This is a genomic window from Nonomuraea jiangxiensis, assembly GCF_900099965.1.
Taxonomy (GTDB): domain Bacteria; phylum Actinomycetota; class Actinomycetes; order Streptosporangiales; family Streptosporangiaceae; genus Nonomuraea; species Nonomuraea jiangxiensis.
The window spans coordinates 24,484-49,065 of the sequence record NZ_FNDJ01000037.1; the positions used below are offsets into that span (position 1 = coordinate 24,484).

At 69.4% G+C, this 24,582-nt stretch carries 26 protein-coding genes; 10 read left to right on the forward strand and 16 right to left on the reverse strand.

Annotated features, from left to right (window positions below):
- Positions 1–78: 78 nt before the first annotated feature.
- The 3 genes from BLS95_RS55055 to BLS95_RS47465 all read right to left on the reverse strand — a co-directional run bounded on the left by BLS95_RS55055 (position 79) and on the right by BLS95_RS47465 (position 3,536).
- Complete coding sequence (locus BLS95_RS55055) at positions 79–198, reverse strand: lasso RiPP family leader peptide-containing protein (protein ID WP_143044206.1); 120 nt, start codon at positions 196–198, stop codon at positions 79–81.
- Between the two features lie 304 nt (positions 199–502).
- Positions 503–1,660 carry a sensor histidine kinase gene (locus tag BLS95_RS47460; RefSeq protein ID WP_483869882.1) on the reverse strand — a complete coding sequence of 386 codons (1,158 nt, stop codon included), beginning with the start codon at positions 1,658–1,660 and terminating at the stop codon, positions 503–505.
- A 34-nt stretch (positions 1,661–1,694) separates the two neighbouring features.
- The gene (locus BLS95_RS47465) at positions 1,695–3,536 is read right to left on the reverse strand and encodes an AfsR/SARP family transcriptional regulator (RefSeq protein ID WP_176993778.1); all 1,842 of its coding nucleotides are present in this window, start codon (positions 3,534–3,536) and stop codon (positions 1,695–1,697) included.
- A gap of 197 nt (positions 3,537–3,733) precedes the next feature.
- On the opposite strand from BLS95_RS47465, the gene BLS95_RS47470 reads away from it, so the two are divergent.
- The gene (locus tag BLS95_RS47470; RefSeq protein ID WP_090946216.1) at positions 3,734–3,928 is read left to right on the forward strand and encodes a hypothetical protein; all 195 of its coding nucleotides are present in this window, start codon (positions 3,734–3,736) and stop codon (positions 3,926–3,928) included.
- A 66-nt stretch (positions 3,929–3,994) separates the two neighbouring features.
- Here BLS95_RS47470 and BLS95_RS47475 read toward each other — a convergent pair whose 3' ends face one another.
- The 5 genes from BLS95_RS47475 to BLS95_RS47495 all read right to left on the reverse strand — a co-directional run bounded on the left by BLS95_RS47475 (position 3,995) and on the right by BLS95_RS47495 (position 9,655).
- The gene (locus BLS95_RS47475) at positions 3,995–5,137 is read right to left on the reverse strand and encodes a carboxylate-amine ligase (RefSeq protein ID WP_090946217.1); all 1,143 of its coding nucleotides are present in this window, start codon (positions 5,135–5,137) and stop codon (positions 3,995–3,997) included.
- Entirely contained in the window at positions 5,134–5,832 is a 699-nt protein-coding gene (locus BLS95_RS47480) for a 2OG-Fe dioxygenase family protein (RefSeq protein WP_218136342.1), read from the reverse strand. Before BLS95_RS47480 ends, BLS95_RS47475 begins: the two co-directional genes overlap by 4 nt.
- Positions 5,833–5,915: 83 nt before the next feature.
- Positions 5,916–8,030, reverse strand: a complete 2,115-nt coding sequence (locus tag BLS95_RS47485; protein WP_143044207.1) for an NACHT domain-containing protein — start codon at positions 8,028–8,030, stop codon at positions 5,916–5,918.
- Positions 8,031–8,349: 319 nt separating this feature from the next.
- On the reverse strand, positions 8,350–8,982 hold the full coding sequence (locus BLS95_RS47490) for a DsbA family oxidoreductase (protein WP_176993779.1): 633 nt from the start codon (positions 8,980–8,982) through the stop codon (positions 8,350–8,352).
- Positions 8,983–9,034: 52 nt separating this feature from the next.
- Positions 9,035–9,655, reverse strand: coding sequence for an NADPH-dependent FMN reductase (locus BLS95_RS47495; RefSeq protein WP_090946221.1), 621 nt, complete (start codon positions 9,653–9,655; stop codon positions 9,035–9,037).
- Between the two features lie 174 nt (positions 9,656–9,829).
- Between BLS95_RS47495 and BLS95_RS47500 the strand changes: the two genes are divergently transcribed.
- On the forward strand, positions 9,830–10,669 hold the full coding sequence (locus BLS95_RS47500; protein ID WP_090946222.1) for a helix-turn-helix transcriptional regulator: 840 nt from the start codon (positions 9,830–9,832) through the stop codon (positions 10,667–10,669).
- Positions 10,670–10,677: 8 nt separating this feature from the next.
- The gene (locus tag BLS95_RS59400) at positions 10,678–10,809 is read left to right on the forward strand and encodes a type 2 periplasmic-binding domain-containing protein (protein WP_281250126.1); all 132 of its coding nucleotides are present in this window, start codon (positions 10,678–10,680) and stop codon (positions 10,807–10,809) included.
- A gap of 81 nt (positions 10,810–10,890) precedes the next feature.
- Here the strand turns inward: BLS95_RS59400 and BLS95_RS47505 are convergent, their stop codons facing one another.
- Positions 10,891–12,717 (reverse strand): multicopper oxidase family protein, encoded by a 1,827-nt coding sequence (locus tag BLS95_RS47505; RefSeq protein WP_218136343.1) that lies wholly within the window; start codon positions 12,715–12,717, stop codon positions 10,891–10,893.
- Positions 12,718–12,936: 219 nt separating this feature from the next.
- Here BLS95_RS47505 and BLS95_RS47510 point away from each other — a divergent pair, with 219 nt between their 5' ends.
- Positions 12,937–13,509 (forward strand): RNA polymerase sigma factor, encoded by a 573-nt coding sequence (locus BLS95_RS47510; RefSeq protein ID WP_090946223.1) that lies wholly within the window; start codon positions 12,937–12,939, stop codon positions 13,507–13,509.
- Positions 13,502–14,407, forward strand: a complete 906-nt coding sequence (locus tag BLS95_RS47515; RefSeq protein WP_090946224.1) for a CU044_5270 family protein — start codon at positions 13,502–13,504, stop codon at positions 14,405–14,407. Before BLS95_RS47510 ends, BLS95_RS47515 begins: the two co-directional genes overlap by 8 nt.
- A 34-nt stretch (positions 14,408–14,441) precedes the next feature.
- Here BLS95_RS47515 and BLS95_RS47520 read toward each other — a convergent pair whose 3' ends face one another.
- Complete coding sequence (locus BLS95_RS47520; protein ID WP_090946225.1) at positions 14,442–15,017, reverse strand: CGNR zinc finger domain-containing protein; 576 nt, start codon at positions 15,015–15,017, stop codon at positions 14,442–14,444.
- A gap of 327 nt (positions 15,018–15,344) precedes the next feature.
- Here BLS95_RS47520 and BLS95_RS47530 point away from each other — a divergent pair, with 327 nt between their 5' ends.
- A complete protein-coding gene (locus tag BLS95_RS47530; RefSeq protein ID WP_090946226.1) occupies positions 15,345–16,574 on the forward strand; it encodes an MFS transporter in 1,230 nt (409 codons plus the stop codon).
- Between the two features lie 55 nt (positions 16,575–16,629).
- Here the strand turns inward: BLS95_RS47530 and soxR are convergent, their stop codons facing one another.
- A complete protein-coding gene (soxR, locus tag BLS95_RS47535) occupies positions 16,630–17,097 on the reverse strand; it encodes a redox-sensitive transcriptional activator SoxR (RefSeq protein ID WP_090946227.1) in 468 nt (155 codons plus the stop codon).
- Positions 17,098–17,151: 54 nt separating this feature from the next.
- Between soxR and BLS95_RS47540 the strand changes: the two genes are divergently transcribed.
- Positions 17,152–18,642: an MFS transporter gene (locus tag BLS95_RS47540; protein WP_090946228.1), complete on the forward strand. Its 1,491-nt coding sequence runs from the start codon at positions 17,152–17,154 to the stop codon at positions 18,640–18,642.
- A 211-nt stretch (positions 18,643–18,853) separates the two neighbouring features.
- Positions 18,854–19,483 (forward strand): fascin domain-containing protein, encoded by a 630-nt coding sequence (locus BLS95_RS47545; RefSeq protein WP_090946229.1) that lies wholly within the window; start codon positions 18,854–18,856, stop codon positions 19,481–19,483.
- A gap of 83 nt (positions 19,484–19,566) precedes the next feature.
- Here BLS95_RS47545 and BLS95_RS47550 read toward each other — a convergent pair whose 3' ends face one another.
- Positions 19,567–20,250, reverse strand: coding sequence for a carboxymuconolactone decarboxylase family protein (locus BLS95_RS47550; RefSeq protein ID WP_090946230.1), 684 nt, complete (start codon positions 20,248–20,250; stop codon positions 19,567–19,569).
- A gap of 74 nt (positions 20,251–20,324) precedes the next feature.
- Between BLS95_RS47550 and BLS95_RS47555 the strand changes: the two genes are divergently transcribed.
- The gene (locus tag BLS95_RS47555; RefSeq protein ID WP_090946231.1) at positions 20,325–20,966 is read left to right on the forward strand and encodes a TetR/AcrR family transcriptional regulator; all 642 of its coding nucleotides are present in this window, start codon (positions 20,325–20,327) and stop codon (positions 20,964–20,966) included.
- Between the two features lie 48 nt (positions 20,967–21,014).
- On the opposite strand, the gene BLS95_RS47560 is transcribed toward BLS95_RS47555, so the two are convergent.
- A complete protein-coding gene (locus BLS95_RS47560) occupies positions 21,015–21,431 on the reverse strand; it encodes a DUF302 domain-containing protein (RefSeq protein ID WP_090946232.1) in 417 nt (138 codons plus the stop codon).
- Positions 21,428–21,622: a hypothetical protein gene (locus BLS95_RS56405; protein WP_176993780.1), complete on the reverse strand. Its 195-nt coding sequence runs from the start codon at positions 21,620–21,622 to the stop codon at positions 21,428–21,430. Before BLS95_RS56405 ends, BLS95_RS47560 begins: the two co-directional genes overlap by 4 nt.
- A gap of 22 nt (positions 21,623–21,644) precedes the next feature.
- Between BLS95_RS56405 and BLS95_RS47570 the strand changes: the two genes are divergently transcribed.
- Positions 21,645–23,792 carry a WD40 repeat domain-containing protein gene (locus BLS95_RS47570; RefSeq protein WP_176993781.1) on the forward strand — a complete coding sequence of 716 codons (2,148 nt, stop codon included), beginning with the start codon at positions 21,645–21,647 and terminating at the stop codon, positions 23,790–23,792.
- A 3-nt stretch (positions 23,793–23,795) separates the two neighbouring features.
- Here the strand turns inward: BLS95_RS47570 and BLS95_RS47575 are convergent, their stop codons facing one another.
- The gene (locus BLS95_RS47575; protein WP_090946235.1) at positions 23,796–24,254 is read right to left on the reverse strand and encodes an SRPBCC family protein; all 459 of its coding nucleotides are present in this window, start codon (positions 24,252–24,254) and stop codon (positions 23,796–23,798) included.
- The gene (locus BLS95_RS47580; protein ID WP_218136344.1) at positions 24,251–24,484 is read right to left on the reverse strand and encodes a hypothetical protein; all 234 of its coding nucleotides are present in this window, start codon (positions 24,482–24,484) and stop codon (positions 24,251–24,253) included. The genes BLS95_RS47575 and BLS95_RS47580 overlap by 4 nt, the downstream gene beginning before the upstream one ends.
- Between the last annotated feature and the right edge of the window lie 98 nt (positions 24,485–24,582).

Sequence of the window (24,582 nt, forward strand, 5' to 3'; positions counted from 1 at the left end):
GCCGGCGGCGGCCGGCGCCAAAAGCGCCGCCCGGCCGCCGCCGACGATCGAGAGGTCAGCCCGAATTCAGGTGCCGACTTAGTCGAAGAAGTAGCCCCAGATGCTGTCGGCCCACTTGCCGCAGCAGGTCATCTGGGTGAGCTCGGCGAAGTCCCCGACCTCGACCAGCGCGGGAGCCTCGTAGGTCTGCTCGATCATGACGTACTCCTTTTTTGACGCTTGTCGCGTGAGTTTGTTTTTTCGTCGGCCGGAGGTTTTTCGTTCCGTCCGTCTTGCTGACAACCCAAACTCTGACAGGCGTCGTTTCCCGCGCGCTTCCCGGTCATTTCCCGGCCGAATTCTCCGCCGGCGTCTTCAGGATCGCGGACGGAAGCGGCGGTTTGTTCCTTCGTCCGGACGAATCCCGCGGTGGGAGCCAGGTCCTAGGAGCGGCGCGTCTGGGACCCTGGTCCCCGTCTCGCAGGCCAGGATCGCGGCGAGACCGGCGCGGACCAGCGCCTGGTCATCGACGATCAGCGCCCTGATCGGCCGGGATGCTCGCGTGGACCCGGAAACCTCCCTGGGGGACGGCCCCCACCTGGAGTTCCCCGCCGCACAGCGCGACCCGCTCGGCTATGCCGCGCAGGCCGAAGCCCTCCGTGCCCGGCGCCCGCCGCACTTCCGGACCGTCGTCAGCGACCCGCACGTCCACCATGCCGGGAAGGTAGCGCAGGGTGACGGTGGCAGTGGCGCCCGAAGCGTGCTTGCGGCTGTTGGTCAGCGCCTCCTGGACGATCCGGTAGACCGCGTGGTCCACGGTCGTCGGCAGGGGGAAGGGCTCCCCGGTCACCTCCATGACGATGCGCTGGCCGGCCTCGCGAGCCCGCTCCACCAGGTCGGGCAGGTGGGCGACGCCGGTGGTGCGGGGCTCGGCGGCGCGCGCCTGCTCCGCGCGCAGCACGTGCAGCAGTTGCCGCAGCTCGGCTATGGCGTCGCGGCCGTTCTGCTCGGCCGTGGCGATCGCCTCCTCGGCCTGCCCCGGGTCCTGGCGCAGGACCGTACGGGCGGCGCCGAGCAGCACGTTCATCGTGGTGATGTGGTGGGCCACCACGTCGTGCAACTCCCGGGCGATCCGCGCCCGCTCCACCCGTACGGCCGCCGCCGCCGACTCGGCCCGGTCGCGCTGCTTCAGCTCGTGGCGCAGCCGCAGCAGGTTGCCCAGCGCGACCAGCAGCAGGATCGGGAGCAGCATGACACCGGCGACGAGGAACGCGGTGGCCAGCGGCCCGTCCCCGTCCTGGGCGAGCACCGGAAAGCCCGCGGCGTGCAGGCCCACGAGGGTGCCGCCGTAACACAGGCCGACGATCGCCGCCGTGGTCCAGGAGACGCGGGGCCGGGTGTGCCTGCCCACGGCGTACAGGGCGAATGCCAGCCCGCCGGGGAACACCGGATGCGGCGTGACGAGCAGCAGCACGAGGGTGCAGGCGGAGCCGAAGGCGACGACCAGGACGGGCCGCTGCCGGCGCCAGAACAGGGCGCCGGCGGCCAGCCCGCTGATGAGGAGCTGGGCGGCGAGGGCCGGCCCGCTCGCTCCGGGCGCTCCGGGCGTGGACGACAACCATGCCAGGAGGATGACGAGGACATCCGCTGTCCGCGACTCACCGAAAGGCCTGCGCACCATCCGGGACTCTACCCGGATGATCGGCCGCGCGCGGTCAGATCCGGCTGCCGCCGCCCACTCCGGCGAGCACGCGGCCGACGGCGGCGTCGAGCTCGGCGACCGGATCCTCGGCCAGCGCCCGCTCGCGCGCGTGGGCCAGCACCATGGCGGGACAGCGGTAAGTGAACGTGCCGCCCGCTCCGACGCCGGAGACGGTGAGCAGCCGCGCGTCGATGAGGGCCTCGATCCGCGCCTCGGCCTCGGCCGGTGTCACCGCCTCCAGCTGGGAGGCCTCCCAGGCCGAGATCTCCCGGGCGGCGAAGTAGCCGAGCTTGCGTAGCAGCGCCCGGCCTTCCGGGGCCAGCGCACGGTAGCCGCCGTCGAGGGCGGAGCGGATGTCCAGGTCGTCATGCCGCAACTCGGACAGCAGCCGGTCGCGATCCTCCAGGCGGGCCGCCAGGGTGCTCATGCTCCAGTGCGGCTTGGCCGCCAGCCGGGCGGCGGCGATGTCCAGCGCCAGGGGCAGGCCGTCGCACATCTCGATCACCCGGCGGGTGGCCTCCGGCTCGGCCTCCAGGCGGTGCGCGCCGACGCCGCCGGCGAGCAGCGCCCACGCGTCCGCGACCGCCAGCTCGTCCAGGGTCACCTGGACGGCCTCGCGTAAGGAGGCCAGCGACGAGCGGCTGGTCGCGATGAGCGCGCAGTTACGGCCGGCCGGAAGGACCGCGCGGACCTGCGCGGCGCTGGTCACGTTCTCCAGCACGATGAGCACGCGCCGGGTCGCCAGCAGGGTCCGCAGCCGGCCGCTGCACTCGTCCTGCCGGGCCGGCACGTCACCGCCGCACAGCGCCCGCAGCATGCTGGGCAGCGCGCCCTCCGGCTCGGCGCTGTAGAGCTGCCCGTCGGGGAACGACTCCGCCCAGCGGTGGGCGACCTCCAGCGCCAGCGTGGACTTGCCGGAGCCGGGCGCCCCGGTGATGGCGACGGCACGGCCGCCCCGGTCGAACGCGGTCTGGATCCGCTCCAGCTCGGGCTCACGGCCGATGATCCGCACCGGGCGGGGCGGGAGTTGCCGGGGAGCCGGCTCCTCCGCGTCGAGTACGGGTTCCTGGCGGAGGATCTGCTCGTAGAGCCGGCGCAGCTCGGGAGAGGGATCGATGCCCAGCTGGTCGGCCAGTTCCGCGCGGAGCGCGGTGTAGGCGGCGATGGCCTCACCCGCCCGGCCGGCCTGGTAACAGGCCACCATGAGCTGCCAGGAGAAGCGCTCCCGCAGCGGGTGCTCGCCGGTCAGGCGGCGGAGCTCGGGAATCAGCTCGTCGTGGCGGCCCAGCGCCAGGTCGGCCCCGATCCTGTCCTGGACCGCCGTCAGCCGGCGCTCCTCCCACTCCTCGGCCGCCATCCTGAAGACGTCGCTGTCCAGCCCCGCCAGGGCCGGGCCGCGCCAGATCCGCAGCGCGTCCCGCAGCAGCCGGACCTTCTCTCCCGGCCGGACCGTGGTGCCGGCCGCCTCCGTCAGGTTCTTGAACCGCCAGGCGTCGATGGCCTCCGCGGACGCCTCCAGCCGGTATGAGCCGTCCCGCTCCAGGATCAGCACGCCCTGCTTGCGCAGCTCCCAGATCCCGCGCTGCACCTGGTTGCGGGCGCTCTTGGTGGGATATTCCCCGTACAGGCCGTCTACCAGGGCCTCCACGCTCACCAGGCGGCCGGGGGAGAGCAGGAGCCGGGCCATCACCGTCCTCGACCTCTTGGTGGAGAGCTGGATCTCCTGGGCGCCCTGCCACAACGTCACCGCTCCCAGGAAGCCGAATCGCGTCGTCGCCCCGTCGGGGGAACTCGTCTCCATGCGCGGCTGCTGCCCGGCCCGCCCGTTCACTCGACCGCTCGCCGCAAGCGTCATCACGCGTCTCCCTCTGGTGCGTAGCGACCCTGTCGACATCCACGATCCGGGCTCGGCTGACACCGACCTATTGCGGCCCTATCACTGCGCTATCACGGCGGCCTGAGCAGGGGTCAGCCGTGAGATGGGCCGGTGAAGGACAGGGGCCGCACATTTCTCACATCGCGGCAACCGGGCCAGCCAGAAGGGGTGTCATCGTGCAGACCAAGAGACTGATCACCGTAGCCACCGTAGCGGTCGCCATGCTCTTCGCCGGCGCCGTCAGCGCCTTGGCCGATGCCCCTTCGGAGCACCCCACGTCGGGCGACACCCCATGGGACCTGAACGAGGACACGCCGTGGGACCTCGGCGGGAACACGCCGTGGGACTACGCCGACACGCCGTGGGACTAGCAAGCGGGCGTCGCCCGAGCAGGTGAACGGCCCCGCCCTTCGGAGGGCAGGGGCCGTTTGGTCTGCTCAGGGCACGGCGACGTTGCCGGAATCCGTCAGGGAGACCAACTGCTCGGTGACGTCACGCAGGCTTCCACCGCGCAGCAGGATCGCTCGCTGTCGCACGGCGGAGTTCCCGGATCGGCTTACCTGCCGCATCAGGTCGCTCACCGCGTCAAAATCCTTCAGGTCCTCAAGAGCGCCGCGAATGTACTGGAGGAAGCGCTCGACCATCGTCGAAGCCGGCACCGCCTCCTTCGCGCCGACGTCGATGAGGTCCTTGTCGAGGCCCCAGCGCGCCGCATGCCATGTCGCCGCCCGGAGGAACGGTTGATCCATGCGCACTTCGGGTTTGCCCTGTTCGATCTCGCGGAGGACGGTCAGCACCAGGGCTCGGCACAGGGCGGCCACGAGCACCGCATCGTCAACGCTCGGACAGGCGTCCATGATCCGGAACTCGACGGTCTCGAAACGGGTTCCCAGGCGGGCGTCCCAGTAAATGTGCCCGGCATCCAGGATGGTTCCGGTGGCGATGAGCATGTCGGCGTACTGCTGATATTGGCTGTACGACTCGAAACGAGGTGCGGGGCCCGCGACGGGGAAGCCTCCCCACAACGTGTGCCGGTAGCTCGCGTAGCCGGTGGACCGCGAGGCGAAGAAGGGGGAGCTGGCGGAGACGGCCAGGAGCGTCGGCAACCAGGGAGCCACCCGGTTCAGGACATGCACCGCGCGGTCTCGATCGTCGACGCCGACGTGAACGTGGTAACCGCAGGTGAATCGGCGCCTGACCACGTCGTGGTAATGATCCGCGATCTGGTGGTAGCGCGGTTTGGGGACGACATCCACCGCACGCCAATCACCGATGGGAAGGGTGCCCGCGCACACGACGGACCTCCCTTCGGCATCGGCCGCATCGGCCAGGGCACGGCGAAGCGCGACAAGCTCCGAGTGCAGGTCGCCCAGTGAGCCGCATATCCCCGTGCGAGTCTCCACGATGGCGGCCTGGAACTCCGTGTCATAACCACCGATCTCACCGGTGGATCGGCCGTTCAGCAACGTGCTGAAACCGGCCAGGCCGTTGGACACCGGTGCCTTCGTCTTGTGGTCGACAACGAAAAGCTCCTCTTCCGCGCCGATCGTAAGCATCTCGCTCCGGTTGAAGTCAGTCATGGAGAAACTCGTACGAAAGTGACAACCAACACGTCCCGATAGGCCGGCATTCCTGACCCGTCGCGTTCGATGGGATGAACTCCATGAAACACGCGCCGGTCGTCGACGATCGCCATGTCCAACGGGTCCGCCAAACGGAAGGTGTCCAGCACGTTCCCTTGGGCGTCGCTAATGGTAGTGGTGCCGCCGGCTGCGTGCGAGAGATTGACCATGACCATTATGGCAAAATCTACCCCATCACGGTGCCTTCCCTCGGGTGTGGGGAGGCCGCGACCGGAATCATCCACTTCGATGCGAAATTGGTGGACTTCGATGTGCCATTGGCGGTCGGGTTCCAACTCCGCGACGATGCGTCCACAGAGGATGAGGAGGTTCGACATGACATCGCCCGTCATGACCTCGATCTCGATCGGCTCGAAAAGCCGCTCGACTCCACCGTTGAGGACGTTGTAGTCCAGGCTCTGGTAATGGGGGCGGTGCGCCTCCCGTTTCGGTGTCACGCTCCCGGGGCTCATGCTCAACGTGGCGTGCCGGCGGCGCCGATAGCGGCCATGGTCGGCCATGTGCTCGTCTATCGGCATGGAAAACCAACTGGAAGTGAACTTGTTCCAGTCGGCCAACGACGGCTCATATGCCGCGCCCAGCAGTACGCGCGTCCCCGATCCCGGCACCAGGCAGTAGCCGTCCGAGGCCATCCGGTCGCAGATCTGTTGCAGTGTGCTTGTTTCGGGTAATCGCCTGGAAATTTGGTCCCCAGCCATTGGTATCCCGCCCTTGACTATTGGCCTGACCCATCGATGGCTTTCTCGCGCCCTTCAGGCGCCGGCGTTCCTGTGTCCGCCGAGGAATGCATCTGTGCGAAGTACTCAAGGAAAACCCGATGCACGAAGATGTAGCCGCCTCCGATGCGCTGCAGCAGGTAGTTTCCGGTCGCGTATTGCAGGAAGCGAACCCACCGAAGCGGGATCTGGTCGCTCAGCCTCAGCGCCAGGCGCAGGGCCATGTGATGAAACCACGCCCGCCCGCCCGCGTGCAGGGCCGTCAGCAGGAATACCGACCCGCCCGCGACGGCACCGTCGATCAGACCGAACTGAAGCGTCATGACCGAACCGAACGCATATCCGGTGACGATGCCGACCAGCACTCCGCCGGGCAGCCCGACCAGGAGCGCGTTTCTGAGCGAACGTCTGATTCCCTCGTTGGGAATGGTATGCAGATCCCGCAGGGCCGGTGACACACCGCCCACGAAAAGATAGAAGGTCACGCAGATCAGTTCGAACATCACGAAGAAGAATATGAGGGTCGGGAGCCCCCACACCTGCATGATGGCGCCGACCGCGGAAGCGATGATGGTTCCCGTGATCAGGCCGGAGCGCAGTTGACGTCGTGCGTTGGCTCTGAGGGCCTGTGTCGACCACGCGATGGTCTCGGCCGGTCTGATCTGGTGATCGAGCCCGAAAATCAGGACCAGGAGTCCGATCGCCAGTCCCGTCAGCCAGCCGGAGGAAATTCCCCCGATGGCCACCTCATTGGACTTCTTGAACAGCTGCGCGCCGAGTTCGTTGACGTAGTCGATCGTGTAACCGGTGATCAGAAAGACGGCGGAGGCGAGGAGGACCGGAAAGGTCCAATTGGCCAGCGCCCTGAGCGGTTTACCGGTCAGCCATGTCGGTTGCATCCACTCAACGTGGTACACGGTCTGATCGTGTTTGAGCATTTGATGGGCCAGGACCCCGAGCCAGCGCAGGACGTCTTTCGATGCGTACTCGCCGTAGGAGGATGGGCGGTCCAGCGCACGTTGGATATAGCTCTCGATGAGATGGGTGCGCCTGTCGCCGCCGGCCATTCGCGTCCGCAGCGCCGCGGTAGAGCCGTGCTGATAGGCGAGCGTGGCGACCACCAGCATGAGCGGGGTTGTGAGGAGTTCACGAAGCTGGTGATCTTCTTCGACGGCTCCGCGCAGTGCCTCCAGCTGATCCCCGGCGGATTCGAGGTAGGCCCCGATGCGGTCGGGCGGAATGGGGAGGATCGCGACTGCGGAGTTCAGCTTGAGTCGTGAACCGATTTCGTCGTAGTCGACGAGGCGCGAGCAGACGGCGATCTGGGAGAGCCCCCGACTGTCCGTGAACCGGTTTATGACGCTCACGCACTGGGCGCGCCTGTCGATTCTGACCTCGTCCAGGCCGTCCAGCAGCGGTAAGATCAGGTCGTTGCTCAGCCATTCGCGAGCGACCTTGCGCGGCACGGTGTAACGCCGCAGGAGTTCGTCCTCAAGCCACTGCTCGAAAGCCTTCTGCGAACGCCCCCAGGTCGACAGGTTGAAGACGACGGGAATCGGCAGCTCGCTGTCGGATTCGGCGCGATCGAGGAGCTCCTTGGTGAGTTCGAGGAGAAGTGTCGTCTTTCCGGAGCCTGGGTGGCCCAGGATGAGCAGTGAGCCGCCCGTCTGGTCGAAGATTTCACTGATCGACTTCTGCACGTCGATCTTCTGCGGAAAGCTTCCCCCTTCGCGCAGGACGAATGTCCAGGGCCTTTGGACCGCATCCGGCTTGTTCTCGATCCCGAGCTCGATCTTGGATATCGTCTCGAGTGAGTGCGCCAGAGCACCATCGATCCAGATGATGCGCTGGCGCTGGATCATCAACTGGCGATGGATACGGCGGGCGCTCGCCTTGTAACCGGTGGGACCATCGTCCAGCGGTGCTCCGAACTGCCATATGGCGATGCCCAGGCATGCCGTGGCCGCAGCCGCGAAGAGCACCCAAACCAGCGGGGAATTTTCGGTCAATTCTGACGGAAGTTTTTCTGAGACGGCATTCGTCGTGACGCCCAAGATGACTGCGGCAAGTGCTCCAGTCGCTGCGAGCGCCGCCCGTGCCCGCTGTTTTTTCACGATTCGGCGACTGGGGTAGAAGGTGGAGTCGCCGGTCGGTTAGTGATCAAGATGAGCACTTCGCGCATGGTCGCGACCTACCTTGGCTTGATCTCATCCCACGCCAGTGCTGCTGCGGGGAAAGCAGCTTATCAAGGTTATTAGTGACTGTCCATGGCGGCCGTGCCTAATGGTTCTGGCTCTCCGTTATGGGCCTATTGGATACTCTGAAATAATTATGTGATTTGTCTATCGTTTGATGCCTATTGATAACTTTATGCCACTTCGCCCGGCCGAGCTCGATGTCACCGCGCTGATCGGGGCGCGGTCTCGGGGTGCCTTATCGGCCGCCAGCTTGCCGGAGTGCGTCGACGAGGGCCTCGGTGCTGGTCGCGCCGACGATCAGCGCGCCGTTCTCGAAGACGAATCTCGGTACGGTGGTGACGCCCTCCCGCCGTGCGGCGGCCACTTGCTCACGTACTTCGGCGCCCCCCTCCCCGGAGGCGAGAAAGTCCCGCACTCGGCCGCCGTCCAAGCCGGCCCGCTCGGCCAACTCGGCGAGTCGCGTGTGGTCGGCGACGTTCACGCCATCGCGGAAGTAGGCGTCGAAGAGGGCGGTCGCCAGCGCGGCCTGCACCTTGGCGCCGTGCTCGCGCAGGGCGAGCCACAGCAGCCGGTGGGCGGTGAAGGTGTTGACCGCGATGGCACGGTCGAATCGGTACTCGATCCCTTCCTCGGCACCGAGCCGGGTCATCCCCGTGAGCATCGCCTCAGCCTGTTCAGGACCGAACATCTCGGCCACCGCGTCCATCAGCCGCCGGGGCTCTTCCGGCGCGTCGGGAATGAGCTGGTACGGACTGTGGACGAGTTCGAGGTCCGGTTCCGCACCGGCCGCGGCCACGGCGCGGTGAAACTGGTGCGTGCCGAGACGGCACCACGGGCACGCGATATCGCTGTATATCTTGACCTTCATCCTCGGTCTCTTCTCGTGTGGAGACAGTCGGCGCATAGGGGATGCGGGCGCATCAGGCCGGCCCGGGCCGGGAACCGGCGCTCGCGGCGGGCTCCCGCAGCACTCGCAGGGCCTGGGACCAGGCGAGGACCTCGTCCAGCATGGTGTTCAGTGCGGTTTCTTGGCGTTCGCCGGGGACACAGACGCCGGCCTCGGAGTCGGTGAAGTCGAAGTCGTGGTACGGGTTGATCGCGACGTGGGCGTGTACGTCGGCGATTTTGAGCTCGCCCATGGTCTGCCGTAGTTGTTCGGCGGCGCGGGTGCCGCCGAAGACCCCGTAGCTGACGATTCCGGCCGCCTTGTCGTTCCATTCCGCGTACAGGTAGTCGATGGCGTTTTTCAGCGCGCCGGGGATGGCGCTGTTGTACTCCGGGGTGACGAACACGAAAGCGTCGAACCTGTCGATCGTGGCCGCCCACCGCTTGGTGTGTGCGTTCTGGTAGGAACCGAAAATCGCGGGCGCGGGCTCATCCAGCAACGGCAGGTCGTAGTCGGCTATGTCGACGAGTTCGAGGACGGCCTCCCCGGCCTTGACGGCGGAGTGCCGGCCGGCGGTCTCGGCGACCCACCGGGCCACGTCCTCCACGCGGCGCCCGGGGCGGGTACTGCCCAGAATGATCGCGATCTGGATCATGGGTTCCTCCTTGGGTTCTGTCTCGGTCGAGGTGTGAGCTTCCGCTCGCCGCCAGGTTGGTGCCGGCGGTGAAGGGCTCATGCCTGCAAGCGTCCCGGAGCCGGGCGGGTCGGGACCAGGCTGCGGTTTCCCTAGCCCTGGCAGGGCCAGGCTCGGTGAGTACAATCGCGGTTGATGGGGACGACAGAGCTGGGCGCGTTTCTACGCGCGCACCGGGAGGCGGTCCCGCCGGCCGCGGTCGGGCTCCCGAACGGGACCCGGCGCCGCACGCCCGGGCTGCGCCGGGCCGAGCTGGCCACGCTCGCCGGCGTCAGCGTGGACTACCTCACCCGGCTGGAGCAGGGGCGCGACCGCAGCCCGTCCGCCCAGGTGCTCGCCGCGCTCGCGGAGACGTTGGGTCTGTCCCGCGACGAGCGGATTCACCTGCACCGGCTGGCGAAGACCAGCGGCGGCGGTGTGTGCGACGGGGCCGCCACGACGCGGGCGCGGGCGGTGCGCCCGACCGTGCAGGCGCTGCTCGACCGGCTGGAGCCCACGCCGGCGGTGGTCGCCAACCGGCCCGGCGACCTGCTCGCGTGGACGGCCGGGTTCGCGCGGCTCGCCGGCCCGACCGGGCTGCTGGAGGCCGAGCCGCCCAACCTGGTCCGTTACGTCTTCACCGACCCGCGGGCGCACGACGCCCACCCGGACTGGGACACGGTCGCCGACGAGCGGGCTGCCGCGTTGCGGGCCGCGGCCGCGCTGGGCGACCCGCACGCGGCGCTGCTCGCCGAGGAGCTGATGATCACCGCTGGCGTCCTTTTCCGCGACCGGTTCGAGGGCTCGGCCGCACTGCCCGCGCGCACCGGCGTCGAGCGGTGGGCGCACCCGGAGGCGGGGGAGCTGCGGCTGGCGTACGAGAGCCTGGAGCTGCCCGACCCCGACGAGCTGCGGCTGGTCGTCTACCTCGCCTCCGAAGCGGCCACCGCCGCCGCCCTCGACCGCCTCACCGACCATCAACCCGCCGCCTCCTAGCGGGCCTCATGCAAGCCCTCGTCGCCGCCGGCGAAGGCGTCACCACCCTGCCCGGACTCGCGCTGCGAGCCCCCCGCCGACCCGACGTCCACACCACCGAGATCACCGGCTTCACCCGCCGGCTCTACGCCGTCACCTAAGGCGATCCACCCGATCCACCCGCCACCATCGCACTGATCCAGGCCATCCAGGACGCCGACGGGCCGGCGAGGTCACCGGGGCTACGAGATGATCTGCCAGGGGCGCATGATCTCGTTGTCCTCGTGTTCCAGCATGTGGCAGTGCTGGATGTAGGTGGCGGGGAATGACGTGCGCGTGCCGGGGATGCCGTCGATGGGCGGGGGTACGTCGAAGCGCAGGACGATCCGGGTGACCATGCCGGGAGGGGTGACGATGGTGTCCTTCCAGCCTTCCTCCTCCGCTGCCGGGGGTGTCACCGGGCCGTTGAGATAGCGGGTGAGCGCGGGTTTGGTCGCGGGCACGCGGCCCCGGGCTATCCACGCCTGATAGGCCTTCAGGTAGGCGGGCGCGTCGAAGCGCTGCCGGTTCAGGAGCTGGAACTGGACAAGGTGCACGTGCATGGGATGGCCGTCGCCGGAGGTGTTGATGTACTCCCAGATCTCAGTGGTGCCGACTTTGGGGAAGTCCTCGACGGGGTCGTCGAAGAGCCGTTGATTGATGGCCAGGTGAGTGGACTTGTGATGGGCGTCGCGGTTGGCGGTGATGACGAACTGCCGTCGGGGCAGGCCGGAGGTGGGTCGCAGCGGTTCGATCGGCCGCAGGGACAGGCGGTCCGGCGACACGCTCAGGTCGCGGCCGGACAGAGCCTTGCGTACCTGGAGCTGCATGATCTCGGGCATGGGGACGTTCATGCCGCCCTGTGGGAAGGGGGTGGCGGCGTCGTTCATCATCGTGATCCGCGTGCCCTGCGGCGCGCCCGTGAGATCGAGGAGTAGATCCACCCGCATCGCCGGGCCGAGCAGGACGCTGGTCAGCCGGAGTGGCGCGGAGCGGAGGCCGCCGTCGGTGCCGATCAGCCAGAACGGCCTCCGGGTGCCGCCGTCCTGGAACCACAGGTGGAAGAAGCGCTGGTTGGAGCCGTTGAGGAGGCGCAGCCGGTAGCGTCGTGGTTCGACGGCCAGGTAGGGGTAGGCCTTGCCGTTGACCACGGGGACGGCGCCGAAGAAGTTCGGGTTCCACTTGGGGTGGTAGGGAGTGGGCCCTTTGTCGGGGTAGGACAGGGCGCCGCCGGAGGTGAGGTTGCGATCCTGAAGGATCAACGGCACCTCGAAGTCGCCGGACGGCAGCGGCAGGCCGTCTTCGAACGAGTCGCGGATGAGGTAGAGGCCGGCCAGCCCGGCGTAGATGTTCAGCCTGGTGATGGCCATCGCGTGGTCGTGATACCAGAGCATGGTGGCCGGTTGGCGGCTGGTGTAGGCGTAGACGGCCTCGTTGGGGCGGGCGCCCTGGAGGCTGGCGTAGGCGGGGCCGTGCAGGCCGTCCGGCGTGAACCACGCCTCGGGATAGCCGTCCGACTGCGGAGGGTTGAAGGCGCCGTGCAGGTGGGGGACGGCCCACACGTTCCTGCCTGTGGGGAAGTTCTGTGGCATCCGGCCGCCTGGCGGGTCGGGTGGGTCTCCGGGGACGTTGCGCCACAAGGTGACGTCGACCGCCGACTGCAGCAGGTGTGTGGCGGGAAGATGGTTGCGGTAGCGGACCACCACCGGGCGGTCCCGCCGGGCCACCAGCGTCGGCCCCAGATAGCCCAGGCCGACCGGCCCGTCCTCCGCAGCCGCCCACAATCCCCAGGCCTGCCCCGCCGGCAGGTCACGGTGGAAGCGCCAGGGGGACTGCAGCATCGTCAGCTCGTAGTAGTCCGCCCCGGAATACACCGACCGCCGCGGCTGCGGCACCGGCAGGCGCGGCACCGCGTCCACCCACCTGGCCAGGGTCCTCGCCCTGTCGAGTGGGGCGGCGCGGCCCAAGCCGGTGACGGCGACCCCAGTGCCCACGGTCAGGCGCGCGAACTGCCTCCTGGTCAACTCCACCGTCTCACCCCCGGACTCCTGTGATCGGCCGATTGCTGTCCGTACCTAACCGGACGCTTCCCAACCTGCGGATATACATTCAGCCCCGCCGAAGGAGGTCCGGCGAGGCAGGGCCTGGGCCGCTGACCTGCCGGGAAGACGATCGGCGGCTGCGGCGAAGTACGGTCGACGGCCGATTCCCCGACCAGGAAGACCTCCGCCGATGACAGAGACACCGACGTGACCGCCAACGCGAGCGCGGAAGGGACCGATGCCGATCTTGACGCCCGCCTGCGATCGGAGCCGGAACTGTTCACGGTCGTGCACAATCGCTACTTCCGGGACATCTACCGCTACGCCGCCGGACGACTGGATGCGCAGTCGGCCGAGGACATAGCCGCCGAAACCTTCCTGACGGCCTTCGACCAGCGTGAGCGGTTCGACCCGGGACGCGGCGGTCTGCGGCCCTGGTTGTTCGGCATCGCCACCAACCTGATAGCCCGGCACCGCCGCAAGGAGGCCAGGCACTACGCGGCGCTGAGCCGGCTCACGCCCGAACCGGACGCCGAAGGACCCGAGAACCGCGTCGTCACCTCCGTGACAGCCCAGCGCATGCAGCCGCACCTGGCCAAGGCCATGGCCGAACTGTCACCCGGCGAACGCGACGTACTGCTGCTCATCGCCCTCGCCCAGCTCAGCTACGAGGAGGTGGGCGAGGCCCTCGGCATTTCCCCGGGCACCGTGGGCTCACGGCTCAGCCGCGCCCGCCTCAAACTCCAGAAGGTTGTCGAACAGGAGGACATCCATGGATGACCTGCAGACCCTCGCCACACTGCTGGCCGCCCCTGAACCTTCCCCCCAGGCCGCCGGGCGCAGCCTGCGCCGGCTCCAGCAGCGGATAAGCCGCCCCCGGCGCTCACGTCGAACAGGCCGGCTCGCAGCCGGCATGAGCCTGGCCGCCGCCGCTGCCGCCGCAGCCGTGGTCATCTCCAGTACGGCCGCGCCCACCGCCGTTCCGAACGGCCCGCCGTCGGCGTCGGTTCAGTTGACGGCCGATCAGGTTCTGCTTGCCGCCGCCGCCACCGCGGAGCTCCAACGGGAAGGCCCGGGCACCTACTGGTTCGTCAAAATCAGCTCGGGCGACAGTGCCGGAGGCGAAAGCTGGACCGCTCGCGACGGTCGCCGCTGGATGAGGGGAACGAAGACGGCCGGCGAGGTCGTCGAGCTGGGCGGTCCGCCCGTCCCGTTTCGGCTGGGCGGCCTGGAGGTCGGTTTCGAGCAACTCCACGAACTGCCCGCCGAACCTGCCGCGCTGCAGGACTGGATCAGCGACCGGCTGAGGCACGACGACGTCAGGACTTCCGCCGGTGCGCTGGACGCCGCCGGACGTGCTCGTTCGGTCCTGTACGGCCTGGTCTCCCTGGTCTCGGAACTTCCCGCCCCGCCTGCGGTCCGAGCCGCGGCCTTCCGCGCGCTGGCCACCTATCCCGGAGTCGAGAGTCTCGGCGCAGTCGACGGCGGGCAGGGGCTGCTCATCCCCGACCCCCACGCCGAGACCCCAGAGCGCTCACCCCTGCGGTTGGTCGTCGATCCGGCGACCTCTCGGGTGCGGAACACCAACTTCTTCGTCAGCGCCGACGGGGGGGTGGCCTTCGGGGTGAGCAAGCCGGTGACCATCGAGGCGCGATGGACCGACACCCTCCCCGACTGAACGTGCGATCGGTGGAGACACCTGCGCGTGAGGGTTAACCGCCTGTGGATTCTGTGGCGCGCCGGCGCTCGGCGAAGGCGCGTACCTTGGCGCGGTTGCCGCAGACCTGCATCTTGCACCAGCGCCTCGTGCCCTTGGCCGAGGAATCCCAGAAGACCCAGGCGCAGTCGCCGGCCGGGCACTGCCGTATGCGGGACCAAGCGCTGGTGAGCAGGCCCGTGGCATAACCCGCCACGACGACCCCCAGCGCCGCCATGACCGGACCCTCGGCGGTGCCGGCGAGCGCGCCCCCGCCGGTGGTGTCGGGCCGGAGGGTGAGCGGAAAGGCTCGGAGCGCCGTCCGGAGGTCGTCGAGGACGGCGGGCTCCGCCGGGACGCCGTTGTTGGCGAGGGCCATCGCGCGGATGCCGGCGCGAAGATCGCGCGCCAGGTCGAACTCGGCCGACGTCACCTGTACGCCGGCATCCAGCAGTCCGTTGAGCTCCAGCCATGCCCCGAGAGCCGGCGGACCGGCGGCCCACTCGTCCGTGCCGAGCTCGATGTCCACCGAATTGACGAAGGACAGGACAGGGGCCAGCTCGGACGGCAGGGGATGCGTACCGCTGCTCATCACCACCTCCTGGGCCGACTTGACACGGGCAAGCTTACTGCTGGAGCCTACTAACCGGTTAGCGCTGTGTACTGGTTAGTGCCGGAGGGTCGATGTCGCAACCATCGTCGAGAGCGGGCGCGGGCAGGGCGGTGCCGGAGGAAGAGAACCTCGGCCCTGACCAGGGCACGACCACCACCGCGCCGCCCACCGCGCCGCCCACCGCGCCGCCCACCGCGCCGCCCACCGCGCCGCCCACCGCGCCGCCCACCGCCCCCCACCGCGCCGCCCACCGCGCCGCCCGCAGCCCTGTCCGGGGCGCTGTCTGGGGCGGTCGGGAACGGCGCGATGATGCCGCGGCGGAACGAGTGGATCCTGATAGCGTTCACGATCTTCACGAACCTCGCCGACGCGGTCACCAAGATCGCCCTGCCGCTGCTCGCCGTCCGGTTGACCGACTCCCCGGCCCTGGTCGCCGCCGTGGCGGTGCTGATCACGCTGCCGTGGCTGACCACCGCGCTGCACATCGGCGTCTTTGTCGACCGCCTCAACCGCCGCACCCTGATGATCTGCGCAGAGATCACCCGGATCGCGGCGATGGCCGTCCTGTTAGGCGCCGTGCTCACCGACGTGGTCAACCTGCCCCTGATCTACGTGATCGCCTTCGGGCTCGGCGTCGCCGAGGTGACCGCCCTGACCTCGGCCGCCTCGATCGTGCCGTCCGCGGTGCCGCGCTCCCGCTGGCAGACGGTCACCGCTCGGGTCACCGCGATGGAATACCTCTGCAACGGCTTCCTCGGCGCCCCGCTCGGCGGCTTCCTGGTCGCCGCCGGCTTCGCCTTCGCGCTCGGCGCGACCGGCGTCGTCTACGTGCTCGGCGCGGTGCTGCTCCTGCTGCTGGTCGGCAACTTCTCGGTCAACTCGGGACAGGAACGCCGGTCGGTCAGCGTCGAGATCAAGGACGGCCTGCGGTTCCTGTGGCGTACCAGGCTGCTGCGTACGATGGCGCTCCTCATCGCGGTGATGGCCGGGTGCTGGAGCGCGTGGCTGGCGATCATCCCGGCGTACGCGGTGTCGGGCCCGCTCGGGCTCAGCGAGCGCCAGTTCGGCCTGCTGATGACCGCACTGGGCGCCGGCGGCGTGGTCGGCGCGATACTGACCGGGCCGATCAACCGGCTTCTCGGCCGGCGCTGGTCCATGTTCGCCGACATCATCGGCTCGTTCCTGCTGGTGGCCGTCCCCGCCGCCATGCCCGCCGCTTCGAGCAGCGCCGTGCCCATCGCGGCAGCGGCGTTCGTGGCCGGCGTGGGGGGAACGATGTGGACGGTCAACTCCCGGGTCATCATCCAGTCGTCGGTCCCCGACCACTTGCTCGGCCGCTTCAACGCGGCGAGCCGGCTGGTCGGATGGGGCCTGACGCCGGTGGCTGCGCTGATCGCCGGCGTCCTGGCCCAGTCCGTCGGCTACCGGTTCGCCTTCGGGGTCTTCGCCGTGGTGTGCGTCTGCCTGGTGATCCCGTATCTCAGGGTGGTGACGGACTCGGCGCTCAGGGTCGCCGATCAGCCGGAGACCCAGTAGGTCGCTGGGCGGGTGCCTCGGGGGTCGCGACCGAGCGTGTGCACACGGCGGATCATCAGGCGTTCGCAGGCGGCTTGTTCTCGGTGACCAGCAGGCGGCGTGGGCCGGTGCCCTCCTTGCCGAGGCGGTCGTCAGGGTTGCGCAGGACGCAGCGGTCGATGGACAGGCAGCCGCAGCCGATGCAGTCGGACAGGTCATCGCGGAGCCGTACCAGCTGCTCGATGCGGAGGTCGAGCTCGGCGCGCCACCCCGCGGACAGCCGGGCCCAGTCCTCGCGAGTCGGCGTACGCCCCTCAGGCAGGGTCGCCAGGGCTTCGGCGACTATACGGAGCGGGATGCCGACCCGCACCGCCACCCGGATGAAGGCGACCCGGCGAAGGGTGTCGCGGGGGTAACGGCGCTGGTTGCCAGGGGTCCTGCGGCTGTGGATCAGGCCCTTCTCCTCGTAGAAGTGCAGCGCCGTCACCGCGACACCTGACCGGGACGAGAGCTGGCCGACCGTGAGTTCCTTGGCGATGGTCATGATCGGATGCTAGGACTTGACCTCGGCTATGGTCGAGGTTTCACGCTGGGATCCATGACCGAGCTCTCTGAAGTGACCGCCGGCAGACGGGAATGGATCGGCCTGGCCGTCCTGGTGTTACCGGCCGTGCTCGCCTCTCTGGAACTGACCGTCACGAACCTCGCCCTGCCCGCCATCGCGGCGGACCTGTCCGCGAGCAGCACCCAGCTGCTGTGGATCGTGGACGTCTACGCCTTCCTGCTGGCAGGGTCGCTCATCACCATGGGCGCCTGGGGCGATCGGATCGGGCGTCGCAGGCTGCTGCTCATCGGGTCGGCGGCGTACGGCGTGGCCTCGATCCTGGCGGCCTACGCGCCCACGGCGACCACCCTGATCATCGCCCGGGCGCTCATGGGCGTCGCCGGCTCGACCCTGATGCCGGCCACGCTGTCCCTGACCACGTCGATGTTCACCCACCCCCGGCAGCGGGCGGTGGCCATCGGGATCATCGTCGCCGGCGTCTCCGGAGGCACCGCGATCGGGCCGCTGGTCGGCGGCTGGCTGCTGGAGCGGTTCTGGTGGGGATCGGCATTCCTGGTGGCCGTGCCGGTCATGGCGCTGTTACTGGTGGTGGTGCCGTTGCTGCTGCCCGAGCATCGCGACGCCGGGGCCGGCCGGCTCGACGTCGTCAGCGCGGGTTTGTCCCTGGGAGCCGTGCTGCCGATGATCTACGGGCTCAAGGAGATCGCGGCCCACGGCCTCGGGGCGGCACCGGTCGCCGCGGTGCTGGCCGGGGTTCTGGTGGCCGTCGTGTTCCTGCAACGGCAGCGCCGCCTCGCCGTGCCCCTCGTCGACCTCCGGCTGTTCGCCAACCGGGCGTTCAGCGTGGCGGCCGCCACGCTGGCGCTGGGCATCTTCGTCCTGTGGGGGTCCAACTACGCCCTCGCGCAGTACCTCCAGCTGGTGCACGGCCTGTCACCGCTGGAGGCGGGTCTGTGGACGGCCCCGTCGGCCATCGGCGTGATCGTCGGATCCACTCTGGCGCCGAGGATCGTGCACAAGGTCGGCGCCGCCGGAGTGATCGGCGCGGGCTTGGTGCTGTCGGCCGCCGGCTACCTCGTCCTCACCAGAACCGATGGATCCGATGGGCTCGCCGTGCTCGTGTCCGGTGCGGTCGTCGTCTCCGCTGGACTCGGACCGATGATGGCGCTGGCGACCGACCTGGTCGTCGGCTCCGCGCCGCCCGAGCGGTCCGGAGCCGCCGCCGCGATCTCCTCGACGGCGCCGCAGCTCGGCGGGGCGCTCGGCATCGCCGTACTCGGCAGCGTCATCACCGCGGTCTACCGGCACGAGATGTCCTCGCAGGCCGTGCCGGAAGCCGCCCGCGACAGCCTCTCCGCGGCGGTGACCGTGTCGGAGAGCCTGCCGGGGTCGTACGGTCTGCTGCAGAGCGCTCGCGCGGCCTTCGTCCAGGGATTCCACCTGACCGCGGTGGTGAGCGCCGTCCTGATGGCCGGCATCGCCTTCCTGGTCATGGCGCTCCTCCGAGACACCAAGCGGCACTGAGGCGGGTTGGGGTGGAAGGGCGGGACCGCGAGGTGCGGTCCGGGCGCGGAGTACGCCGGACAAGTGCCCAGGACAGCGCTGGCGCGAATCGTCAGGGCACTGGCACGCATTCACTATGACGTTCTGCTCCGGTGCCAGAACAATCGGTCCCCGAATTGATTGCCAATTCCCGCCGCCTGACGGGAGCTGGTCATCGCAGAAAAGAGTAAGCATGAGTCTGAGGGATTCCCTCAAGAAGTACGGCATGGCGTTGGCGATGGGGGCCACCGTCCTGACCGCCGGGCCGGCGGCCGTCGCCGACACGGCGCCCACCCCGCCTTCGACGTCGGATGCCAGCGGGAGAATCAACCTCCATGAGTACGTCAAACAGCGCGACGCCGCTCGCAAGGCCTCCGGTGACGGCGCAACGACCATGGCCGCCAGCTGTTACTCGGGATATCTCACGTCCATGGCCGCCGGCCGCATAGTCTCCGTCGAGATCGGCTACGCCGGCAGCTCGAAGAACATGCTCCGCGCTCGCGCGATTTCCCCCGGCGCGTGGGAACAGCTCACGATCTGCTGGGACAGCCAGTTCGACTATATTTATTCGGTGGCCGCCGATCGATATGTGTCCGCCGAGGTGGGCTACACCGGCTCCAGCTATGGCATGCTTCGGGCGCGGGCAACCAGCGTGGGACCCTGGGAACGGTTCTACATCGGCTGCAGTTCGGCCTGCCAGATAAAGTCCGTCGCCGCCAACGCATATGTGACCACCGAGCTCGACTACACCGGCTCCAATTCCGGAATGCTTCGGGCGCGGCGGACGGGCAGCGCGGGATCGTGGGAGCAGTTCGCCTTCTGACCGACTGGAGGGTGAGGCCCGCCTCACCCTCCTCTCACGTGTCCGCTATGGCGCTCGCACGCGGACCAGGCCGTGTCGAGCGATCACGCCGGTGGTGTGCCGAGTTCGGTGAGCAGGGCGTCGAGCACGTGCATGGCGCGCCAGGCCTTCGTCATCCCGAACTGCGCGGAGAACCGTACGACGGCACGGGCCTCCTCCGGTGTGGCGCCGGCACCGAGGGCGCGCGTCAGATGGGCGCGGAAGCTCTCCTGAAGGGTCTGGAAGAGCACGTCTACGGTCATCGTGATGAACGCGCGTTCACGGACCGACAGCAGCCGCATGCCGGCGCGCATGCGTGATTGCAGGTCCATGTACGTGCCGAACGGCGCGTCGAGGGCGGCCACGGCCTGCCGCATCGGCTCGGGCATCGGGCTGCCCGTGCCGCCCGCGTCGACCTCGTGGCCCTGGCCGGTGGGGGCGGGCAGGGCGTGCTCCCGTTCCAGGTCGGTCAGGCGGGCGAGCGCCGCCAGGGCGGCGGGGTAGCCGCTGTCGTAGGCGACGAAGCGGAGCAGCTCCCGCAGGTCGTCGGCCGACAAACCGCAGTCGGCCGCCATGGTCACGTGCTGCTGGAAGGGCAGACCGAGCGTCTGCTGGCAGACGTCGGCGGTGAGGCACAGCAGGACCTTCTCGCGCGTGGTCAGCTCCGGAATCTCGTCCCAGAGCAGGCGGTCGGTGGCGGCGCTCATCTCGGCGAACACCGGGTCCAGTGCCTTCACCTGGGTCTTCATGGAAATCCTCCATATGTGTACGGCTGTAGCGCTACGACTGTAGTGCAACGATCGCTCGCCTACAATGGGCCGCCATGGACCAGACCACCTCCGCCTCGGCCGGCTCTCCCGGGGGCAGGCGGGACCGCAACCCGCGCGGCCAGGGCGAGCGGCTGCGCGAGGACATCGTCGGCGCCGCCCTGCGGTTGCTGGACGAACACGGCGACGACCAGGCCCTGTCCATGCGAGCGGTGGCCCGGGAGGTCGGCGTCGCGGCGACCTCGGTGTACATTCACTTCGCCGACAGGGACGCGCTCGTACTGGCCGCCCTGGAGAGGTTCCATCGCGAGCTCGTGGAGGCCGTCGATCAGGCCGAGACCGGCGCCGCCGATCCTGCGGAGAAGCTGCGTGCCCGCGTCCTGCTGCTGGGCAGGTGGGTGCAACGCCATCCCGGCCTGTACAAGGTGCTCCACGAGAGCACGCTCAACCAGCGGGTGGCCATGTCGTTCAAGCAGGAGCTGGCGGAGCGCACCACCGCGGCGGTGCAGCGGTGCATCGACGCCGGGCTGGCCCCGGCCGACGACGCCGCGGTGGTCTCACTGGATCTGCGGGCGGCGGTGCACGGGGCCGTGTCGATGCGGGTCAACCAGCCCGACCTGCCGTGGCCGCCGTTGGAGGAACAGGTCGATCGGTTCCTGGCCAAGCTGGTCGGCCTCACGCCCGCCGTCGGCCGCTGAAGCCCCGCGGGTCCGCGACCAGGGCAGTGCCACGGTGATCGCGGCAAGCTATGCGCCGGCGTCCGGTCCTGTCGCCTGGCGAACCACCGCCGCGAGGCCCGCTTCGATGGCCGTGATGGCGGTTTCGCTCTTTGCTCCCAGTTGGTGGCGGTCGGCGAGCCAGGCGGCATCGTTGTAGGTCAGCCACACGTTGCCGTCCTCGTCCTGCCAGGCGAGAGCCTTCAGGGGGAGGTCGATGCCGCTGGTCTGCCGGTCCTGCATCAAGGGGGTGCCACCCTGGGGGTTGCCGAAGATCAGCAGCTCGGTCGGCCGAAGCGGCATTCCGGCTTGGGCGGCTCCACCTGCGTGATCTATCCGCGCGAAGACCTGGAGGCCCGCGGCGGTGACGGCCGCCTGGAGCCGGTCGATCGTCTCGCCGACGGACCAATCGCTGGCAAAGGTGATCAGGCCAGCGTTCTTGCTCATCTGTCTCCCCCTCCGACGGCACCCCGGGCCGCGATGTCGGTGCTGATCATGCCCACCGTGATCAGCGGTGACACCAGGTAGGCCGTGGGCGCGTGGCCGATCGGCGGCGCATGGGCGACGCGGGCGTTATCGTTGCGCTCAAGCTCGAACGTTTCGAACTCCGGTCGGCCGGGTTCGTCCCGCCCGGTCATCGGACAGGGAGGTGGCCGGCGGATGGCATCGATCGGGCGCTGGGCGGCGGTGCTGCTGCTGTGCGCGCCGCTCCTCGGTTGCTCCGCCACCCCGGCGCCGAAACCGGTGGCGCCCACTACCCCGCCCACGACCCCGCCCACGACCACGCCCGCGTGGGCGGCCCCGGACGGTTGCTCGACCACGAAAAGCACGCCCACACCCCTGCGGGTGTCCACCTCGTACGCCCTGGACAGCGGCGGGCACAGCGACGTCACGACGGTCGACTTCGGCCTGCTGGAGGGCCGCCCGGTCGCGATCTCCGCGGGAGTGGAGGGCACGGTCCGGTTCTGGTCGCTGCCGGGCTTCGCGCCCGCCGCCAAGCCGTTGCCCGGGACCGCCGCCACCTATGTGCCCCTGGGCCAACGCGCGGGCGTGCTCACCACGGGAGACTCCGGCGGGCGGCTGTGGGACCTCGCCGCGCGCAGGATCGTGCTGCATTTCCCGAAGGACTCGGTCTACGCGCTGGGCGACTACCGCGGTGTCCAGGCGCTGTTCGTCAGCGACGGCAGGACGGTACGCATCTGGAATCCCGGTACGCGTGCCCTGATCGGCACCCTTGTCACCACGGGCGTGCGGGCCATGGCCGTCGGGCGGATGAACGGCCGGCCGATCCTGGTCGCCTACGAAGGCGAGGAGGCGCCCTTCCGGATCTGGGACCTGACGACCCGCCGCAGGATCGGCCGCGAGTTCTTCATCAACGACGAGTACGCCTCCGCCGACTGGATGCGGATCACCGACATAGGCGGCGTCCCCGTCCTGCTCGTACGGACCTACCAGGGGATCCTGCAGTGGGACCTCAACTCCCAGAAACCCCGCTCCGTCACGATATCCCGGGGCGTGCCGGACAACCCTGACGAGTTCGCCTCAGCCGCCCTGTCCGGCGAGCCGGCCGTACTGGCCGCCGGCGAGGAGAACCACGACGGCCACGTGCTCACCAGGGCGGTCCCCAGCGCGGTGACCCTCTGGGATCCCGGCAACGGCGGCAGGCTGGCGACGCTGGCCGGCCACGGCGGGACGGTGACCGCGCTGGCCACCGGGCGGCTGAAGGGGGCGCCGGTCCTGCTCAGCGGCAGCGAGGACAACACGGTGCGGTTGTGGGACCTGCGCACCCACCGGCAGATCGGCCCGCCCTCGCCGTCGGGGCCGGTCAACGGCGTCGAAACCGCCGCCCTCGCCGACGTGAACGGCAGATCCCTGGCGGTGACGGCCGAGGACGACGGCACGCTGCGCGCCTGGGACGCCGCCACCGGTCGCCCGGTCGGCGCGCCGTTCGGCGGCCCGGCGGCGGGGGCGGCCAGGGAGTACGCCGGATATGTCACGGTGACGGAGGTCGACGGCATCCCGGTCGCGGTGGTGGCGGACCGGCCGGACCGGTTGACGGTCTGGAACCTGCGCGACTTCACCCAACTCGCCCGCGTCGCCGTTCCCCGGCAACCGGGAGACGAGGCCCCGCTGGGGTCGCTCGTCGCGGTGCGGCGGGACGGCAGGCCGCTGATCCTGACCGCCACGCAGTCGGGCGGCCGGCTCATCATCCACACCACGGATCTCGCCGGCCGCCGGCTCATCGACACGCTGGACCTCGGCCCCAGACCGATGTCCTCGAACGTGGAGACGTCCCTGTCGTCGGTCGGCGGCCAGGCGGTCGCGGTCGCGACCAGGCCCTCGGGCAAGGTGCAGGTCTGGGACGTCGCCACCAAGCAGCGCGTCTCCTCGCTCGCCGTCGCGCCGTTGCCCGGGGAACGGCGTACCGGCGGTTTCCACGTCGGCAGGGTGGGCCTGTTCGGCTGCCGGCCCGCCCTGTTCGCCACCCGTGAGGACAGCGCCATGATCCGCGTCCTCGACCCCCTCACCGGGGCGGACCTCGTGCCGCCCATCGACGCCGGCAGCGCGGCCGGTGGTCTCTACAGCGCCTGGGTCGGTCCCATCGCCACGGTGCGGGGCCGGACTCTCGCGTTGGTGTCGGTACGACTCGACGACACCGGGCACACGCGCCTGTGGGACCTGACGGCGCGCACCCCGCTCACCAAGCCCGCCGAGAAGGTGTACTCGAGGGCCTTCGCGGCGGACGACCGCCACGTCATCGCGCCGGGGCCGGAGGAGCGGATGCTGGTGTGGCCGCTCAAGCGCTGACGTTCAGGAGGAGTGCGGCGATCGGGATCCGAGATGGCGAGAGATCTCGGTCTCCCACGACCGCAGGAAGCCAGGATAGTGCCCGGCGAACTCGCGTAGCGGCCCTTCGCCCTCCGGGGTGAGCGCGGTCAGCTCGTAGGTCACCAGCACCGTGCTGCCGCCCTGACCGTCACCGCTCACCTCGACGGTGACGGTCCCGGCCCGGGAGCCGGGCGTCGTCCTCGCGTACGAGATCCGTCGGCCGGGCTCCCGCCCGACCACGACCCAGATGGTCAGCTCGCCGTGCGAGTCGGTCTCGAAGACCGTGCCGGGGGCGGAGTCGTCGCCGGTGTCCATCGGGAAACGAGGCTGCCACCCTGTCACCCACTGCTCCTCGCCGCGCGGGGTGAACAGTCCGAGCGCCTCTTCGGGCGGCAGCGCGACCGGCAGTCGCCCGGTGAGCGTGTACTGCGCGCCGCTCATCGCTCGGTCAGCCGGTGTGCGTCGGCGGACGTCAGGGTCAGGCCGTACACGGCCTTGAGCTGCTCGACCTTGTCCAGGGTCGCGGGGGTGAACGGGGCCTTGCCGTCGAAGGCGTGCAGCGCGATGCCCTCCACCAGGTCACCGAGCGAGACGTCGAGGTATTCGGCCAGTCCCTTGAGCACCTTGAGCACGTTCTTCTCGATCCGCAGGCCGGTCTGCGTGCGTTCCACTGTTACCATGGTAACAATGTAACATGCGGAGTGGTTGGAGAGGGTTCTGCTCATTAGTGTGAGCAAAAGATTGATCACCGCGGCGGGCCCGTTCAGAC

What these genes read in the sequence shown, in the direction of transcription:
- BLS95_RS47560 (WP_090946232.1), bottom strand. Translation starts at nt 21,431, where the DNA reads ATGAGCAAGAACGCTGGCCTGATCACCTTTGCCAGCGATTGGTCCGTC.
- soxR (WP_090946227.1), bottom strand. Translation starts at nt 17,097, where the DNA reads ATGACCATCGCCAAGGAACTCACGGTCGGCCAGCTCTCGTCCCGGTCA.
- BLS95_RS47480 (WP_218136342.1), bottom strand. Translation starts at nt 5,832, where the DNA reads ATGGCCTCGGACGGCTACTGCCTGGTGCCGGGATCGGGGACGCGCGTA.
- BLS95_RS47475 (WP_090946217.1), bottom strand. Translation starts at nt 5,137, where the DNA reads ATGACTGACTTCAACCGGAGCGAGATGCTTACGATCGGCGCGGAAGAG.
- BLS95_RS47550 (WP_090946230.1), bottom strand. Translation starts at nt 20,250, where the DNA reads ATGAAGACCCAGGTGAAGGCACTGGACCCGGTGTTCGCCGAGATGAGC.
- BLS95_RS47575 (WP_090946235.1), bottom strand. Translation starts at nt 24,254, where the DNA reads ATGAGCGGCGCGCAGTACACGCTCACCGGGCGACTGCCGGTCGCGCTG.
- BLS95_RS55055 (WP_143044206.1), bottom strand. Translation starts at nt 198, where the DNA reads ATGATCGAGCAGACCTACGAGGCTCCCGCGCTGGTCGAGGTCGGGGAC.
- BLS95_RS47520 (WP_090946225.1), bottom strand. Translation starts at nt 15,017, where the DNA reads ATGAGCAGCGGTACGCATCCCCTGCCGTCCGAGCTGGCCCCTGTCCTG.
- BLS95_RS47495 (WP_090946221.1), bottom strand. Translation starts at nt 9,655, where the DNA reads ATGATCCAGATCGCGATCATTCTGGGCAGTACCCGCCCCGGGCGCCGC.
- BLS95_RS59400 (WP_281250126.1), top strand. Translation starts at nt 10,678, where the DNA reads ATGCAAGCCCTCGTCGCCGCCGGCGAAGGCGTCACCACCCTGCCCGGA.
- BLS95_RS47555 (WP_090946231.1), top strand. Translation starts at nt 20,325, where the DNA reads ATGGACCAGACCACCTCCGCCTCGGCCGGCTCTCCCGGGGGCAGGCGG.
- BLS95_RS56405 (WP_176993780.1), bottom strand. Translation starts at nt 21,622, where the DNA reads ATGACCGGGCGGGACGAACCCGGCCGACCGGAGTTCGAAACGTTCGAG.
- BLS95_RS47465 (WP_176993778.1), bottom strand. Translation starts at nt 3,536, where the DNA reads ATGACGCTTGCGGCGAGCGGTCGAGTGAACGGGCGGGCCGGGCAGCAG.
- BLS95_RS47515 (WP_090946224.1), top strand. Translation starts at nt 13,502, where the DNA reads ATGGATGACCTGCAGACCCTCGCCACACTGCTGGCCGCCCCTGAACCT.
- BLS95_RS47540 (WP_090946228.1), top strand. Translation starts at nt 17,152, where the DNA reads ATGACCGAGCTCTCTGAAGTGACCGCCGGCAGACGGGAATGGATCGGC.
- BLS95_RS47500 (WP_090946222.1), top strand. Translation starts at nt 9,830, where the DNA reads ATGGGGACGACAGAGCTGGGCGCGTTTCTACGCGCGCACCGGGAGGCG.
- BLS95_RS47570 (WP_176993781.1), top strand. Translation starts at nt 21,645, where the DNA reads ATGGCATCGATCGGGCGCTGGGCGGCGGTGCTGCTGCTGTGCGCGCCG.
- BLS95_RS47530 (WP_090946226.1), top strand. Translation starts at nt 15,345, where the DNA reads ATGATGCCGCGGCGGAACGAGTGGATCCTGATAGCGTTCACGATCTTC.
- BLS95_RS47545 (WP_090946229.1), top strand. Translation starts at nt 18,854, where the DNA reads ATGAGTCTGAGGGATTCCCTCAAGAAGTACGGCATGGCGTTGGCGATG.
- BLS95_RS47490 (WP_176993779.1), bottom strand. Translation starts at nt 8,982, where the DNA reads ATGAAGGTCAAGATATACAGCGATATCGCGTGCCCGTGGTGCCGTCTC.
- BLS95_RS47460 (WP_483869882.1), bottom strand. Translation starts at nt 1,660, where the DNA reads ATGGTGCGCAGGCCTTTCGGTGAGTCGCGGACAGCGGATGTCCTCGTC.